At 64.8% G+C, this 15192-nt stretch carries 14 protein-coding genes and 1 riboswitch; of the genes, 4 read left to right on the top strand and 10 right to left on the bottom strand.

What is annotated here, in order from left to right; translation table 11 throughout:
* Window positions 1–7 precede the first annotated feature (7 nt).
* Window positions 8–391: a fluoride efflux transporter CrcB gene (gene crcB / locus IVA75_RS14300; protein ID WP_247290970.1), complete on the bottom strand. Its 384-nt coding sequence runs from the start codon at window positions 389–391 to the stop codon at window positions 8–10.
* A 28-nt stretch (window positions 392–419) separates the two neighbouring features.
* The gene (locus IVA75_RS14295) at window positions 420–1628 is read right to left on the bottom strand and encodes an MFS transporter (protein WP_247290968.1); all 1209 of its coding nucleotides are present in this window, start codon (window positions 1626–1628) and stop codon (window positions 420–422) included.
* Window positions 1629–1753: 125 nt separating this feature from the next.
* Window positions 1754–1831: riboswitch (Fluoride riboswitch) on the bottom strand.
* 295 nt (window positions 1832–2126) lie between these two features.
* Here IVA75_RS14295 and IVA75_RS14290 point away from each other — a divergent pair.
* The 3 genes from IVA75_RS14290 to IVA75_RS14280 all read left to right on the top strand — a co-directional run bounded on the left by IVA75_RS14290 (window position 2127) and on the right by IVA75_RS14280 (window position 4668).
* A complete protein-coding gene (locus IVA75_RS14290; protein WP_247290966.1) occupies window positions 2127–3011 on the top strand; it encodes a DUF1194 domain-containing protein in 885 nt (294 codons plus the stop codon).
* 175 nt (window positions 3012–3186) lie between these two features.
* A complete protein-coding gene (locus tag IVA75_RS14285) occupies window positions 3187–3819 on the top strand; it encodes a hypothetical protein (protein WP_027568720.1) in 633 nt (210 codons plus the stop codon).
* Window positions 3820–4065: 246 nt separating this feature from the next.
* Window positions 4066–4668 carry a hypothetical protein gene (locus tag IVA75_RS14280; RefSeq protein ID WP_247290965.1) on the top strand — a complete coding sequence of 201 codons (603 nt, stop codon included), beginning with the start codon at window positions 4066–4068 and terminating at the stop codon, window positions 4666–4668.
* Here IVA75_RS14280 and IVA75_RS14275 read toward each other — a convergent pair.
* The 8 genes from IVA75_RS14275 to IVA75_RS14240 form a co-directional block, all read right to left on the bottom strand.
* The gene (locus IVA75_RS14275; protein ID WP_247290963.1) at window positions 4665–5912 is read right to left on the bottom strand and encodes a methyltransferase; all 1248 of its coding nucleotides are present in this window, start codon (window positions 5910–5912) and stop codon (window positions 4665–4667) included. The genes IVA75_RS14280 and IVA75_RS14275 overlap by 4 nt on opposite strands.
* Window positions 5905–6639, bottom strand: coding sequence for a TlyA family RNA methyltransferase (locus tag IVA75_RS14270; protein WP_247290961.1), 735 nt, complete (start codon window positions 6637–6639; stop codon window positions 5905–5907). Before IVA75_RS14270 ends, IVA75_RS14275 begins: the two co-directional genes overlap by 8 nt.
* A 26-nt stretch (window positions 6640–6665) precedes the next feature.
* Window positions 6666–7220: a nucleoside 2-deoxyribosyltransferase gene (locus IVA75_RS14265; RefSeq protein ID WP_247290959.1), complete on the bottom strand. Its 555-nt coding sequence runs from the start codon at window positions 7218–7220 to the stop codon at window positions 6666–6668.
* 32 nt (window positions 7221–7252) lie between these two features.
* A complete protein-coding gene (dxs, locus tag IVA75_RS14260; protein ID WP_247290957.1) occupies window positions 7253–9181 on the bottom strand; it encodes a 1-deoxy-D-xylulose-5-phosphate synthase in 1929 nt (642 codons plus the stop codon).
* Between the two features lie 598 nt (window positions 9182–9779).
* Entirely contained in the window at window positions 9780–10031 is a 252-nt protein-coding gene (locus IVA75_RS14255) for an exodeoxyribonuclease VII small subunit (protein WP_027516568.1), read from the bottom strand.
* A 72-nt stretch (window positions 10032–10103) separates the two neighbouring features.
* Window positions 10104–11033, bottom strand: coding sequence for a histone deacetylase family protein (locus IVA75_RS14250; protein ID WP_018456262.1), 930 nt, complete (start codon window positions 11031–11033; stop codon window positions 10104–10106).
* 134 nt (window positions 11034–11167) lie between these two features.
* Entirely contained in the window at window positions 11168–12826 is a 1659-nt protein-coding gene (locus IVA75_RS14245) for a bifunctional metallophosphatase/5'-nucleotidase (protein ID WP_247290955.1), read from the bottom strand.
* A gap of 79 nt (window positions 12827–12905) precedes the next feature.
* Complete coding sequence (locus IVA75_RS14240) at window positions 12906–13667, bottom strand: enoyl-CoA hydratase-related protein (protein WP_247290953.1); 762 nt, start codon at window positions 13665–13667, stop codon at window positions 12906–12908.
* A 247-nt stretch (window positions 13668–13914) separates the two neighbouring features.
* Between IVA75_RS14240 and IVA75_RS14235 the strand changes: the two genes are divergently transcribed.
* Window positions 13915–15156, top strand: a complete 1242-nt coding sequence (locus IVA75_RS14235) for an MFS transporter (protein WP_247290942.1) — start codon at window positions 13915–13917, stop codon at window positions 15154–15156.
* Window positions 15157–15192: the final 36 nt, after the last annotated feature.

Below are 15192 nucleotides of genomic sequence, written 5' to 3'. Positions count from 1 at the left end.
TCGGCTCTTACGGAAGCGCGCGGACGAGTTGCATTGCGGCGATGAGGGCTGCAACGGACAACACTACCGATCCAATCATGTAGGCGGCCGAGGCCCATGTCTGTCCACGCTCGACCAGAGACCAGGCATCCAGTGAGAACGTCGAGAATGTGGTGTATCCGCCACAAATCCCCACCGTCAGAAATATCCGGACGGCTTGCGGCAGGTTCCACCTCGTCGCGAACATCGCGGTGAAAACCCCGATCAGGAACGATCCCGTCACGTTGATGATCAGGGTGCCCCAGGGGAAATCGGTGCCGAACGCTCGGCCTGAACCGATCGCAACGAGATAGCGCACGATTGCGCCAAGCGCTCCACCAGCGGCGACCGCCAGAATGAATTGGACGTTCAACGTCTCGTTCCCCCGTTTGCCATTTCCATCATGTATCCTCCGTTACCAGCCCGCCGCCGACGGCAAATAGTCCCATCAGCGCGATCAGCGCAAAGCCGAGCCCGGCCAGGAAGGTGCCGGCCGGACCATAACTATCCCACAGCGCGCCGGCGATCACGCTTGCGGCCAGCAAGGCAAGACCGGTGAACAGGTTGAAATAGCCGAACGCGGTGCCGCGCAGGCTCGGTGGCGCTGCGTCAGCGACGAGGGCCGAGAGCAGGCCTTGCGTCAATCCCATATGCAGTCCCCACAGCGCGACGCCGAGGGCGAGGCCGCCAAGGTTTGGCAGCAGTGCGAGCGCGAGATCGGCGCCGGCGAGGAAGACGAGGCCGAGCGCGAGCAGGCCGGTGCGGTTGATCCGGTCCGAGAGCACGCCGGCCGGATAGGCCGACAATGCATAGACGATGTTCATCAGCACCAGCACGGCCGGCACCCACATCGCATTGAGCCCGATGTTCTGCGCGCGCAGAATCAGGAAGGCCTCGCTGAAACGCGCTAGCGTGAACACGACGCCAACCGCGACGACACGCCAGTACACGGACCCGAGCTGGCGCATCGCGGCCATGTTGAGCGGATTCTTTGACGGCTCCCGGCCTGGGTCAGGCTCCGGCTCGCTCACCGCGAACACGATCAGTCCGAACGACAGGAACGCCGGCAGCACCGCCACCCAGAACACCATCGTAAAATTGTCCGCCGTCCACCACATCAGGCCGATCGCGATGAGCGGCCCGACGAACGCACCGATGGTGTCGAGCGACTGCCGCAGGCCGAAGCTCGCGCCGCGCAGGCCGATGGGTGCGATATCGGCGATCAGTGCATCGCGCGGCGCGCCGCGGATGCCCTTGCCGACGCGGTCGATGAAGCGCGCGGCAACCAGCCATCCGACGCTTGGGGCAAGCGGGAACAGCGGTTTTGTCAGCGCGGCGAGCCCGTAGCCGAGCGCGGCGAGCAATTTGCGCCGGCCGAGCCAGTCGGACAACGCGCCGGAGAAGATTTTCGTGATCGAGGCGGTCGCCTCGGCAATGCCCTCGATGAAGCCCACGGTGAGCGTGGAGGCGCCGAGCACGGTGACGAGATAGACCGGCAGCAGCGCGTGGATCATCTCGGAAGAGACGTCCATCAGCATCGAGACGAAGCCGAGCACCCAGATCCCCCTGGGCAGGCCCGCACGTGCAGCATTCGGTGTTGTCGTCGTCACGTCCAGGACTTCTCCTCGGCCTCTGCTTGACCTCTCCTTGGCCTTCGCATCCGGGCAACAAAAAACCCGCCAGCGGCGGGTTTGTCCATGCTCCCGCCGAAGGCAGAGGCCTGAAAATTGCCCCTCCTCAAGCAGGAGTCATCAGCCCACTACGGTCACAGGCCGCCGGGCGGTTGTCGGGGGACTCCATCCCCATCTGTCCGGCCAGCCTAACATGGAAATCGCGCCGGACAAGTGGGCGAGGGTGCGCTGTCCAGTGGCCCGTCAGTCCGGGAGCGCACCGCGCATGACGGCGCCAGCGATCGCGCAGTCCAGCGGCGCGAGCGCGGCAACATCGCGGCAGCTTTGCGTAATGCTTCGCAATTCCCGCCCGCAAATGCCTGACTGGCAAATGCCTAACCGGCAAATGCCTAACCGGAATGTGAAGCGCGAGCGATCTTCGGACTTTGCGGCAAGGCGATTGCATGTCACCATCACGTCATACGACGGGAGGCTGCGATGCGCTTGCTGTTCTCGATCGGGGCTGTGCTGGTGACCGGCATGTTCGCCGGAGGGGACGTCGCGGGCATCGCGGCACCAGGACCCAAATTTGAGTCGCCTAGACTGGCGCTGCTCAAAAATCAGCCGCAGCGGCAAGCAGCCGACAGAGACGCGCAGACGGTCGATGTCGAGCTGATCCTCGCTGTCGATGTCTCCTACTCCATGGACATGGACGAGCTCGCGATCCAGCGCGAAGGCTATGCGCAGGCGATCCAGTCGAAGGAATTCCTGCAGGCGCTGAAGCTGGGTCCGAACGGCCGCATCGCGGTGACCTATTTCGAGTGGGCCGCCTCGACCGACCAGAAGATCATCATTCCCTGGCGCCTGATCGACGGACCGGAGACCGCCGATGCCGTCGCCGCCGAAATCATGAAGACGCCGATCCGGCGCGCCTCGCGCACCTCGATCTCCGGCGCGATCAGTTTCGCGATGCCGCTGTTCGATGAGGATCCCTATCGGGGGCTGCGCCGCGTGATCGACATTTCCGGCGACGGTCCCAACAACAATGGCACTCCGGTCACGATCGCGCGCGACGCGGCGATCGAGAAGGGCATCGTCATCAACGGCCTGCCGATCATGGTCAAGGAGCCCTCCTATTCGACCATGGATATCGACAATCTCGATTTCTACTATGAGGATTGCGTCATCGGCGGTCCCGGTTCCTTCGTCATCACGATCAAGGACCGCGACAAGTTCAAGGAAGCCATCCGCACCAAGCTCTTGATGGAGGTTGCGGGCCGTATGCCGGAGCGCCCCGTGATGCGGGTTGCGGAGAAGGACAAGGAGCCGCGTGTGAACTGCATGATTGGCGAGAAGATCTGGTCGGACCGCTGGGGTCGCTGAGCGCTGCACCCGAACGAGACCTTTTGCCCTATTTGCCCGCGATGGAATTTTAACCATGCGTTAACTGTTGCGTGGCCCTAATCGGCTGCTTCCAATTGTTTCCGGATACTGTTCTGACGTTCCTGTCGGGGCGCGAACCAAGCGGGCCCGTCAGACAAATCCGCCGAGCAATCCAATGGCCATCGTCTCATCGAGCACCAGCCAGATTTCTCCCGCTCTCGAGCGGGTGTATCACCAGAGCTCCCTGCTCGGTGAGTGGAAAGGCAATTGGGCTGGCAACAACCAGCCCGTCAGCTTCAAGGTCGTGAACATCCGCGGTGCCCGGGCGCAGGTCGAGTACACCCATAACGGGCGTACGGAGCGCGGTTTTGGCGAGGTCGCCGGTTCGCTTCTCACCTTCGGCACGGTCACGGTCGGCACCAAGGACGGCAAGAGTCTGGTGCTGTTGTCATCTGCGGGCGCGGGCAAGCAGACCGCGACTCTCGAGAAGCAGGCGCCGCCGGCCTCCGACAGCCGCCTGATGGGAAGCTGGGGCGGCTATTCCAGTGACAATGGCAAGAGTGCGAGCTTCAGGGTGCTCGCTGTCAACGGCAACGAAGCGCAGGTCAGCGTCACCACCGATGGCGTCACCCGTCAGGGCACCGGCACCGTCTACAAGAACGTCATCATGTTCGGGCAGGCGCAGATTGCGACCGACGACGGGCAGAACGGCAAGATCATCTACCAGGTCCGCAACAAGTCCTTCGTCGTGCCCGTGACGAAATATCCGCCGTCGGATACATCGTCCTCGGTGGACAGAACGGCGTAACGCCTCGCCGTGGTTTGTCGCGGCCTGATGTCGGCGCCGCCACAGTACCGCAATCGAACGCTTCGAGTTACCTGGCACGAGCGGTGGCGGCGGCGGAACGCTCTCGACCTTTTTGTCGCCGTGGGAACCGTGCAAGACCTCGGAAACGCGTGCGGGAGTTGATTGAAACGACGCTCCGGGCCGACTCCACTGGCCTTCGGGGCATCCGTCGCGTATAATTTCCGCACTTCCTTGACGGTCATCTCAATGTCCAGCCTCACAGATTCCCGCGCCTTCGCAATTCTCTTCGCCGTGCTTTGCCTCGGCGGAGCATCGGCTCATGCGCAGGTGGCGCCCGTGAGGTATTGGATACCGGGCGGTCCTTTCGGTTGGGGCGGCAGTGTCGGCCAGAGTGCCGATACCTACGGCAACTTTCCAAGCTTGAAGGCCGGCGATGCCGACGGAAGCTACAGTTTTCGTCCCGGGTTCTTTGTCGGAAGCGAGCGCGGCAATCTCGGTTTGAACGGTTTCAGCCAGAGCGGGCCCGTCGGCAATTTCAGCGCGCTCGCCTACGATGGCACGCAATTTGGTTACAACACCAAGACCGCGGGCGGCATGCCCGTCACGTTCTTTGCCGGTTTCGACACGCTGAAATACGGCGGCGGCATTGGCAGCTCGCTTGCGCCGCTCACCTCCAGCGCCTCGCCCGGCTATGGCGCATTTGCGGGTGTCGAGTTCAAGCCGACCTCCAACCTCAGCCTGTCGTTCGGCGCCGGCTTCACCCAGCAGCAATCCGGGCGCATGGACAGCGACATCAACTCGTCGATACTGCCCGGCGAGTCACCGGCGCTGGGCGGTCTTCGCCGTTAGCGCGTGAACTTCGCCACCAGTTCGACATGCGGCGTATGCCGGAACTGGTCGACCGGCACCACGGCATCCATCTTGTAGCCGCCGTCGATCAGCAGCCGCGCGTCGCGGGCAAAGGTCGCGACGTTGCAGGAGACCGCGACCACCACAGGCACCTTGCTCGCGGCGAGCTTCAAGGCCTGCGCCTGCGCGCCCTGGCGTGGCGGGTCGAACACGACGGCGTCGAAATCGCGCAGCTCCGGCGCCACCATGGGACGGCGAAACAGATCGCGCGGCTCGGCCTTGATCGGCTTGAGGCCCGGTGTGCGCGCGGCTTTTTCGAGCGCTGCAATGGCGCCGGCATCATTGTCATGGGCGGTGACGCGGGCCTTTTCGGCGAGCCGCAACGCGAACGGACCGACGCCGCAGAAGAGGTCGAGAACGTTCTTCGCCTTGCCGATGCGCTCGGCCACCAGCGACGCAAGCGTCTCTTCACCGACGACGGTCGCCTGCAGGAACGAGCCCGGCGGCAGCGTCACCTCGGCGCGGCCCATCTGCAGGGTCGGTGGCAGGCGTTGCAGCACCAGTTCGCCGTGCCGTGTCAGCCGCGCCAGGCGGTGCTGCTCGGCGACGCGCGAGAGCGCCGTCACGAGCGGCGTTGGCAGCGGGCCGGAGCCGCGCACGTCGATGTCGAGACCGTTGGCGGTCGCGGTGACCTGAATGTCCAGCGGTTTCGTCACCGGCATTTTCGACGTCAGCAGCTCGGCGAGCGCCCAGCCGGCATCGAGTGCACCCGCGAGCCCGGGATCGAGGATCGGGCAGCGATCGATCGGGATGACGTCGTGCGAGCTGGCAGCCGAGAAGCCGACCTTGAGGATGTCATGGGTGCCGAACCGCCCGTGCAGCGTGATGCGCCTGCGTCCCGCACCGTGGGCATCGACCAGCGACGCCACCTCGCAGTCGATGCCAGCCTGGGCCAGGGTCTCGACCACGATGCCGCGCTTCCAGGCGCGATACGGTTCACTCGCCCAGTGCTGGATCGCGCAGCCGCCACAGACGCCGAAATGCGGACAGAACGGCGCGACGCGCTCGGGGCTGGCGACATCCACCGCGAGCAGCTTGCGGCGGTCAGGATGGTTGCCGACGACATGATCGACTTCGACGACCTCACCGCCGAGCGTGTAAGGCACATAGATGGCTTCCCCAGCGTCGAGCGAGACGCCGTCGCCGCGATGGCCGACGTGATCGATCGTCACGCGCTCAACCACGGCGCGCGCCCAGGAAGAATTCGATGTTGCCGTCGCCGCCGGTGATCGCCGACGGGAACACCTCGATATCGGTGCAGCCGAGCGAGGCCGCAAAGGCGGCGATGTCGTCGCAGATCTCACGGTGCACGGCGGCGTCGCGGACGATGCCCTTCTTGTTGTGCTTCCGGTCCGCCTCGAACTGCGGCTTGATCAGCGCCAGCAGGCTCATCGGCGCGGCCGCCAGCGACAGCGCCACGGGCAGCACCGTCTTGAGCGAGATGAAGCTGACGTCGATCACGACGACATCGGGCCGCGCCGGCAAACGCTTGCCGTCATAGGCGCGGATGTCGGTCTCTTCCATCGACACGATCTTGGAGTGACCGCGCAGCGAGGGATGCAGCTGACTGGTGCCGACATCGACGGCAAAGACGAGACTTGCGCCATTCGCCAGCAGCACCTCGGTGAATCCGCCGGTGGACGCGCCGACGTCGAGGCAGACATGGTCCTCGATCTCGATCGGGTAGCGCTCCAGCGCGCCGGCGAGCTTGACGCCGCCGCGAGAGACGTAAGGATGTACGGGCTCGGCCTGGATCACGGCGTCCTCGGCGATCGTCTCCGACGGCTTTGCGACCTGCTTGTCGTCGGCCGTGACGAGCCCGGCCTCGATCGCTGCGCGCGCCCGCGCCCGGCTCTCGAACAGGCCGCGCTCAACCAGCAGAACATCCGCGCGCTTGCGGGCAGGGGACATCATCTCTCCGAAGACGCCTGAGGCGTTTATGTAGCGATCAATCGCGCGGCCGCCATCCGGACGCAAGCCTCGAACGCGGCCAAATCGTGCCAGACGTCGATCGGCATCTGCGCCGGCGTCACCAGCGGGCAGCCATGCAGCTCCAGCGCATGGATCATCATGAGATTGTCGGCGAGGTCAAAATCCTCGACCGTCAGCCCCTGCGCATCGACCAACCGCCCGTTCTCGGACGTCACGTTCATGAAGCGACCGACACGGTCGGCATAGGCGGCGCCGTCATTGGAATAGGCGAGGCAAAACTTGCGGCGGCCGGCCATGTAGCCGAGCTCGTAGACGGTCCCGGGATCGGCGCCCGCGCCGCGGAACGGCGTGAGGTTGGCGATGATGGCATCGGCCGCATCCATCATCGCCTCGTTGCCGCAAAAGATCTGCCGCGAGGCATCGGGAGCGGCGAGGTCGATCTCGTTGTCGAGGGGATAGAGGCCGGTGAGGCCGTGCGCAGCACAGATCGCGGCCTTCTGCCGGCCGATCGCGACCGCATCTGGCAGGAACACGTCGGGGCCTGCCAGATAGATTTTCATCGAGCTGCTTCGCGGAAGGTCGAAGCTCGCTGTCAGGCGAGCTTGACCGTCTCGGCCTTGACGTCCTTGCCGAGCGCCTCGAACACCTTGGCGACGATGCCCTTGGCGTCGAGACCGGCACGACCGTACATCGCCGCCGGGGTGTCGTGGTCCTGGAACACGTCGGGCAGCACCATGGTGCGGAACCGCACCAGGCCGCTGTCGAGCGCGCCCTGATCGCTCAGGTACTGCGCGACATGCGAGCCGAAACCGCCGACCGAGCCTTCCTCGATGGTGATGAGGATCTCGTGGTCGCGCGCCAGCTTGAGCACCAGCTCGGTGTCCAGCGGCTTCATGAAGCGCGCATCCGCGATCGTGGTCGAAAGGCCGTGGGCTGCGAGCTCGTCGGCGGCCTTCTCGCATTCGGCAAGGCGCGTGCCGAAGGAGAGCAGGGCAATCTTGCTGCCCTGGCGGACGATGCGGCCCTTGCCGATCTCGAGCGGAATGCCGACTTCGGGCATCTCGATGCCGCGGCCTTCGCCGCGCGGATAGCGCAGCGAGCTCGGACGATCGTTGATCGCGACCTGCGTTGCAACCATGTGCACCAGCTCGGCTTCGTCGGCCGCGGCCATGATCACCATGTTCGGCAGACAGCCGAGATAGGCGTTGTCGAACGAGCCGGCATGGGTGGCGCCGTCGGCGCCGACGAGGCCGGCGCGGTCGATGGCGAAGCGCACGGGCAGGCTCTGGATCGCGACGTCATGCACGATCTGGTCGTAGCCGCGCTGCAGGAAGGTCGAGTAGATCGCGCAGAAGGGCTTGTAGCCTTCGGTGGCGAGGCCGGCGGCGAACGTCACTGCGTGCTGCTCGGCAATGCCGACGTCGAAGGTGCGGTCCGGGAACGCCTTGTTGAAGATGTCGACGCCGGTGCCGGAGGGCATCGCCGCGGTGATGGCGACGATCTTGTCGTCCTTCTCCGCTTCCTTGACGAGGCTCTGGCCGAACACGTTCTGATAGGCCGGCGCGTTCGGCTTGGACTTGGCCTGGGTGCCGGTCGCAACGTCGAACTTGACCACGGCGTGGTACTTGTCGGCGGAGGCTTCCGCCGGGCCGTAGCCCTTGCCCTTCTGCGTCACGACGTGAACCAGGATGGGGCCGGTCTCCATGTCGCGCACGTTCTTCAGAACGGGCAGAAGATGGTCGAGGTTATGGCCGTCTATCGGGCCGACGTAATAGAAGCCGAGCTCCTCGAACAGCGTGCCGCCGTCCATCATGAAGCCGCGGGAATATTCCTCGACGCGGTTGGCGCGGCTGGCGATGATCTTGGGCAAGCGCTTGTTGATCTGCTTGGCCGCATCGCGCAGCGTGCGGTAGGTCTTGCCCGAGTAGAGCCGCGACAGGTAGGCGCTCATCGCGCCGACCGGCGGTGCGATCGACATGTCGTTGTCGTTGAGGATGACGATCAGGCGCGAGTTCATCGCACCCGCATTGTTCATGGCCTCATAGGCCATGCCCGCCGACATCGCGCCGTCACCGATGACGGCGATAACGTTGTTCTTGCCGCCGGCGAGGTCGCGCGCGACCGCCATGCCGAGGCCGGCGGAGATCGAGGTCGAGGAATGCGCGGCTCCGAACGGATCGTAATCGCTCTCGCTGCGCTTGGTGAAGCCGGACAGGCCGCCGCCGGTGCGCAGCGTGCGGATGCGATCGCGCCGGCCGGTGAGGATCTTGTGCGGATAGGCCTGGTGGCCGACGTCCCAGATCAGCCGGTCGCGCGGGGTGTCGAAGACGTAATGGATCGCAGTGGTGAGCTCGACCACGCCGAGGCCCGCGCCGAAATGACCGCCGGTCACCGAGACGGCATCGATGGTCTCCTGACGCAGCTCGTCGGCGACCTGGCGAACCTGCTCGATTTTGAGCTTGCGCAGGTCGTCGGGCGTCCGGATGGTGTCGAGAAGCGGCGTTTTACTATATGCGTTCACGGCGATTTCCAATTTGTCAGCGCCGGAAGATCGTTCCGGTGCGCGATGGGTTTGCTCAATATCGGCGCAGCGCGAGTCCTTAAACCGTCGGAGCCACCTGCATGGGGCAAAGCCCCGTCTTCAAGCTTAGGTGAGCTTAAGTGCTCTCCGGTTCAGTCTCTGTGATCCCTGTCACTTAGATCGGCTTCGTCCATCCCAGCCAATTCATCAGCAGTTTGAAGCGCTTGTCGTCGGCAATCAGTGCCTACGCAAGGCTTACAAAAAGCCACACTCCGCGCAGCTTTACACCAAAGCTTGGGCCAAAGCCAACCCGCTGGGCCGATTACGGGCATGCACCTGCAACCCCCGGGCCAGAGTGGTTAATCCCGGCGCCAGCTGAAGAGTTCCAAGCTTGCTCGGTTCCTCGACAGGTTTTGGGGTGTGAGAAGCTGCTTTAGACGGGATTTCAGGAGACGACGGGCCCTCGTGAGGGAGTTCCATGACCTTCCTGGGCCCCGGTTCGCTGGATCAAAGCAGCCGCAGCGGCCCGACACGGGCGTGCGATCATGAAAAATTGCGGGTGGCCGATGCGTGGGATGGGCGGTTTTGAAGGCGGCCCTTACTGGACGTCGAGCGGCGCGGTGCCGGTGGCCTGGCCGCTGGCATCGGTGGTGATCTTGTCGACGCGCGCCTCAGCCTGGCGCAGCAACTCCTCGCAGCGGCGCTTCAGAGCCTCGCCGCGCTCGTAGATCGTCACGGATTCCTCGAGGGGCACCTTGCCGTCCTCGAGCCGCTTCACGATCGTTTCGAGCTCCTCGATGGCGCGTTCGAAGGTCAGCCTGGAGACGTCGATTTGGGTATTTTCGGCCATATAAGTTTCCGATTGCCCGATTCGCTTCACGTCGGAGAAAGCAAAGTTTTGCGGGCGCAATGTGGCGGTGCGTCAGGCGCCCATCAGGGCGCCGACATGCGCCGTAACAGATTCTTTCAGTCCTTGCAGATCGTAGCCGCCTTCGAGCACAGAAACAACGCGCCCCCCGGCGGTCTTGTCGGCGAGGTCCATCAGCTTGCGCGTCACCCAGGCATAATCCTCCGCGCGCAAATTCAGCGACGCCAGCGGATCGCGATAATGCGCGTCGAAGCCGGCAGAGATGACGAGCAGCTCCGGGCTGAATTTTTCGAGCTGCGGCAGGATCAAATTCTCGAACGCGATGCGGAATTCCGGCCCGCCGTCCTCGGAGGCGAGCGGCGCGTTGACGATGGTGTCGTGGTCGCCGCGCTCGCTCTTGGCACCGGTGCCCGGAAACAGCGGCATCTGGTGCGTCGAGCAGTACATCACGGTCGGGTCCGACCAGAAGATGTCCTGCGTGCCGTTGCCGTGATGCACGTCGAAATCGACGATGGCCGCGCGCTTGATGCCGTATTTGCGCTGCGCGTGGCGCGCGGCGATGGCGACGTTGTCGAAGAAGCAGAAGCCCATCGGTTTGCCGATCTCGGCGTGGTGGCCGGGCGGGCGCACCGCGACGAAGGCATTGCGATGCTCGCCGGCCATCACCGCTTCGGTCGCCGCGACCGCGCCGCCGACGCCGCGCATCACCGCTTCCCACGTGCCCGGCGACATCGAGGTGTCGCCATCGATATAGACCTGTCCGCTGGTCGGCGCGATGTGGCGCAGCTCCGTGACGTAGTGCTCGTTGTGGCAGAGCGTGACGAGGTCGAGATCGCCCTCCGGTGCCTGGTCGCGCACCAGGAACTGGAAGCGCTCATGCGACAGCGCCTCTTCCACCGCACGCAGGCGGTCCGGCCTTTCAGGGTGTCCCGGCGGCGTGACGTGGTCGAGGCAGGCCTTGTGGGAGAGGAGAAGCGTACTCATCAGTCGGCCTCATGGGATGCGGGCTCTCGACGTCGCTTGGCGCATCCGGCGCCAAAACGCAAATGCAAAACCCAATCTATGCGTTCCCCCGGGAATGGCAAAGGGTGGTCCCGGACCGGTCCGTTTGATCCGGATCAATTCACGCGCAGGATGCGGCTCAGCGGCAGCGGCCCGATCGGTCCGTGCGCCCTGAAGAACGCGAACAGCGCGTCGGCGTCGTAGCCGCCATATTGCGGCCCCGTGCCCTGTTTGACGACAGTGAAGCCGTCGCCACCGACTGCGAGGTAATCGTTGACGGTGACGCGGTAGCCGCTTCCGGTTTCGATCGGTCTGCCGTTGAGCGTCATCTTCTCGTTGATCACGCGCTCGCCGTACGGCTTCGCCGCATCCCAGGCGTAACTGAACCCGTTCGAGACCTGGAGAATCCGCGGCCGCTTCGGATCGAGCCATTGCTGCTCCAGCATGTCCTTGAGCTGGCTGCCCGTGAGCGTCATGGTGACGAGCCGGTTGCGGAACGGCTGGCTGGCGAAAACGTCGCCGAAGGTGATCGCGCCGTTCTCCTTTGGAACGATGTCGGTGCGGATGCCGCCGGGATTGGTGAGTGCGATGACGGCACCGCCATCCTTGGCGTCCCGGGTCGCGGCGAGCTGCGCGTCCGCAATGACGTCGCCGAGCGCGCTTTCGCCGGCCTCGTTCGGCACGCGTGACAGCGTCTGCGTCACCGATCCAGCCGGGCGATTGGCGATCGGCGCCGAAAGTCTGTCGTAGGCATCGATCAGTGCGGTCTGCTCGGGATCCCTAGGCAGCGAGGCATTGGCGACGAGGACGTTCTCGGCCTTGGCGCTGACGACGTCGCGCGTTGCCGGATCGAGCTTGAGATCGATCGCGGTGACCAGCGTACCGTATTTGTCGCCGCTGGTGACGAGCCGCCCGTCAATATCGCAGACATAAGCACGATGGGTGTGGCCACTGACCACGACGTCGACGGCGCGATCGAATCTCTTCACGATGTCGACGATCGGCCCGGTGATGGCAGGGCATTCATTGTAGTCACCGGCCGGCTCGCCGCCCTGGTGGATCAGCACCACGATCGCCTCGACCCCGCGCGCCTTCAGCTGCGGCACCAGCGCGTTCACCGTCTCGGCTTCGTCGCGGAATTCGAGGCCCGTGACGCCCGATGGCGAGACGATGCCCGCGGTCTCCTTCAAGGTGAGCCCGATGAAGGCGATGGGGATGCCCTCGAACTCCCTGATCTCGTAAGGCGGCAGCACGCTCCTGCCGGTCGTGGTCTCGATGGTAGACGCCGCGAGATAGTGGAATTTAGCGCCCGTAAAGGGATGCGGCCCCTGACAGCCGTCGACGGGATGACAACCCCCGTTCTGCATCCGCAACAGCTCGGTCTTGCCCTCGTCGAATTCGTGATTGCCGACCGAACTGATCGCGAGCCCCATCATCGAGAGCGACTCGATCGAAGGCTCGTCGTGGAACATTGCCGACAGGAACGGGCTCGCGCCGATCAGGTCGCCGGCGGCGACGAAGATCGTGTTCTTGTGGCCCTCGCGCAGCTGCTTCACCAGCGTCGCCATGTATTCGGCACCGCCGGCGGCCACCATCACCTTCCTGGACTTGTCCTCGGGATCGCTGATCCGGATGCCGCCCGGCGGCGGGCGCAGATTGCCGTGGAAATCGTTGATCGCGAGGATGCGCAGCTCGACGGGTGCGGCGGTTTGGGCGGACGCGGGCAGGGCGGCGAGCGCGAGCGAGAAGACGGTCAGGCGGAGAACATGTCGCATGGAACCAGACTAGTCGTTCCGCACGAAGATTTCACGAAAGTTCTCACCGTCATTCCGCGGCGATGCGCCGGACGGCAGCCTATTTTTTCTTCTTCCTGTTCGCAAACGCGTTGAATGCGGCGGTGGCTTCTTCCGACTTCAACCGCTCGCCGAACAAATGGGCCTCCTGGTCGATGCGGCGGGTGAGCTCCTCGGATGCGACGCGCAGCAGTTTGCGCGAGGTCGCGACCGCTTCGGCGGGGAGCCTGCAGATATCGCGCGCCACCTTGCGCGCCTCGACCTCGGTATGCCCCGGCGAGACCACGGTGTTGACGAAGCCGGCGGCATGCGCTTCGGCGGCCGTAAAAGTCCGTCCCATCACCAGCATGGCGAAGGCGCGCTGGTAGCCCATCGTGTTCGGCATCAAGAGGCTGGACGCGCCGACCGGCACCAGCCCGAGATGGATGTAGGGCGCGGAGAAGGTCGCCGCGTTCGAGGCCAGCACATAGTCGCAATGGAACAGCATCACGGTGCCCATGCCGATCGACGCGCCGTCCACGGCCGCGATCGCCGGCTTGGCGTTGAGTGCGAGCGAATAGAGAAACTTGGCGCCGTCGGACAGCGTCTCGGGGCGCGACGTATCGGCGTGCATGAAATCGTCGATGTCGTCGCCGGCGGTGAACACGCCGGAGCCGCCGGTGATGATCATGCAGCGGATGTCGGGATTGTTCTGCGCGGTGTCGATCGCGCGGCTCATCTCCCGATACATGTCCTGCGTGATCGCGTTCTTCTTGCTCGGGCGACGCAGGGTGATCACGCGCGTTCCGCGCTCTTCGGTGACGATGATGTTGCCATTCGGCATGAAGGGGCCCCTGCGGTCGCCGCGACACTGACATTGGCTAGACTCGCGAAACGTCAGCCTACATCATCTTGCAGGCGTGCCAATGCGCTGGCTCGACCTTTTGGAGACCGAATTCGCGTGAGACGGGCGCATCACGCTCCCCGCCGTGCTGCGCGTTGCAACAATCGGCTACCTTTTTCATTTGAAAAACCCCTGGTTGTGGTGCACGATCGCCTCGCGCCGTTCCATTTGGCCGATTGCCCGATTGATGATTGCCGCCACGCGTGTTGATGAATCCTCGCTGCACTATCGCGGCTGGCGCGTCGTGCTGGCCTGCTTCCTGATGGCTTTCTTCATGTTCGGCTTCGGCCTGTACGGCCAGGGCGTCTATCTCGCCGAGCTGCAGCGCGCCCATGGCTGGCCGGGCACGCTGGTCTCCGCAGCCAGCACCTTCTCCTTTCTCCTGACTGCCGTGCTCGTCATCTTCACCGACGATCTGCTCGCCCGCATCGGGCTGCGGTCGCTGATCCTGTGCGGACTGTCGGCGCTCGGCGCTTCGACGGTGCTGCTGGCGCTGCTGCAGACGCCCTGGCAGCTCTACCTCGCCTATGCGCTGATGTCGGTCGGCTGGACCGGCATGGGCACGGTGGTGATCGCGACCGTGCTGAACTCCTGGTTCGAACGGCGCCGCGGGCTCGCGCTCAGCCTCGCCTACAACGGCGCGACTTGCGGCGGCATCGTGCTCGTGCCGCTGCTGCTGACGCTGAGCGGCAGCATCGGCTTCCGTTCCGCGATGCTGGCAGCCACGCTGGCGATGGTGGTGCTGGTGCTGCCGGTGGTGGTCATCTTCACAGGCTGGCCGACGGAAATGCCGCCGACGCCGGGCGGGGATTCATTCGATGGCGGCACCGCCGTGCCTGCGGTTCACTCGCGCAGGACGCTGCTCGCCAACGCGGCGTTCTGGACCATGGTGCTGCCGATCGCGATCGCGCTGCTGGCGCAGATGGGATTCATCATCCACCAGGTGACGTTCCTCGAACCGCTGATCGGCCGCGCCAGTGCGGGCCTTGCCGTCACCATCATGGCGGCGATGGCGGTGGTCGGGCGCCTGTCGCTCGGCCTGTTCGTGGACCGGCTCGATCCGCGGCTCGCCTGCGCGGCATCGATGACGAGCCAGGCGGCGGCTCTGTTCGTGCTTCTGCAAAGCACGAACCCGACCGTGCTGCTCGTGTGCTGCGCCGTCTACGGTTTCTCGATCGGCAACATGATCACGTTCCCGCCTTTGATCATCCAGCGCGAGATCGGCGCCAGCGCCTTCGCCGCCGCGATGGGGCTGGGCACCTCGATCAGCGGCATCGTCAGTGCCTTCGGCCCCGGCATCGTCGGTCTTGTGCGCAGCGTAACCGGCGATTACACGAGCGCCTTTGCGATGTGCGTGGTGCTAGATCTGGTGGCGACGGCCGTTGTGCTGTGGCGGCCGGGGAGACGCACGAAGCTCGCGGCTTCGTAGCCCGGATGGAGCGCAGCGCAATCCGGGGCCGTCATC

This window comes from Bradyrhizobium sp. 134 (genome assembly GCF_023074155.1).
Lineage (GTDB): Bacteria > Pseudomonadota > Alphaproteobacteria > Rhizobiales > Xanthobacteraceae > Bradyrhizobium.
This window is presented reverse-complemented; position numbering and strand designations above follow the sequence as displayed.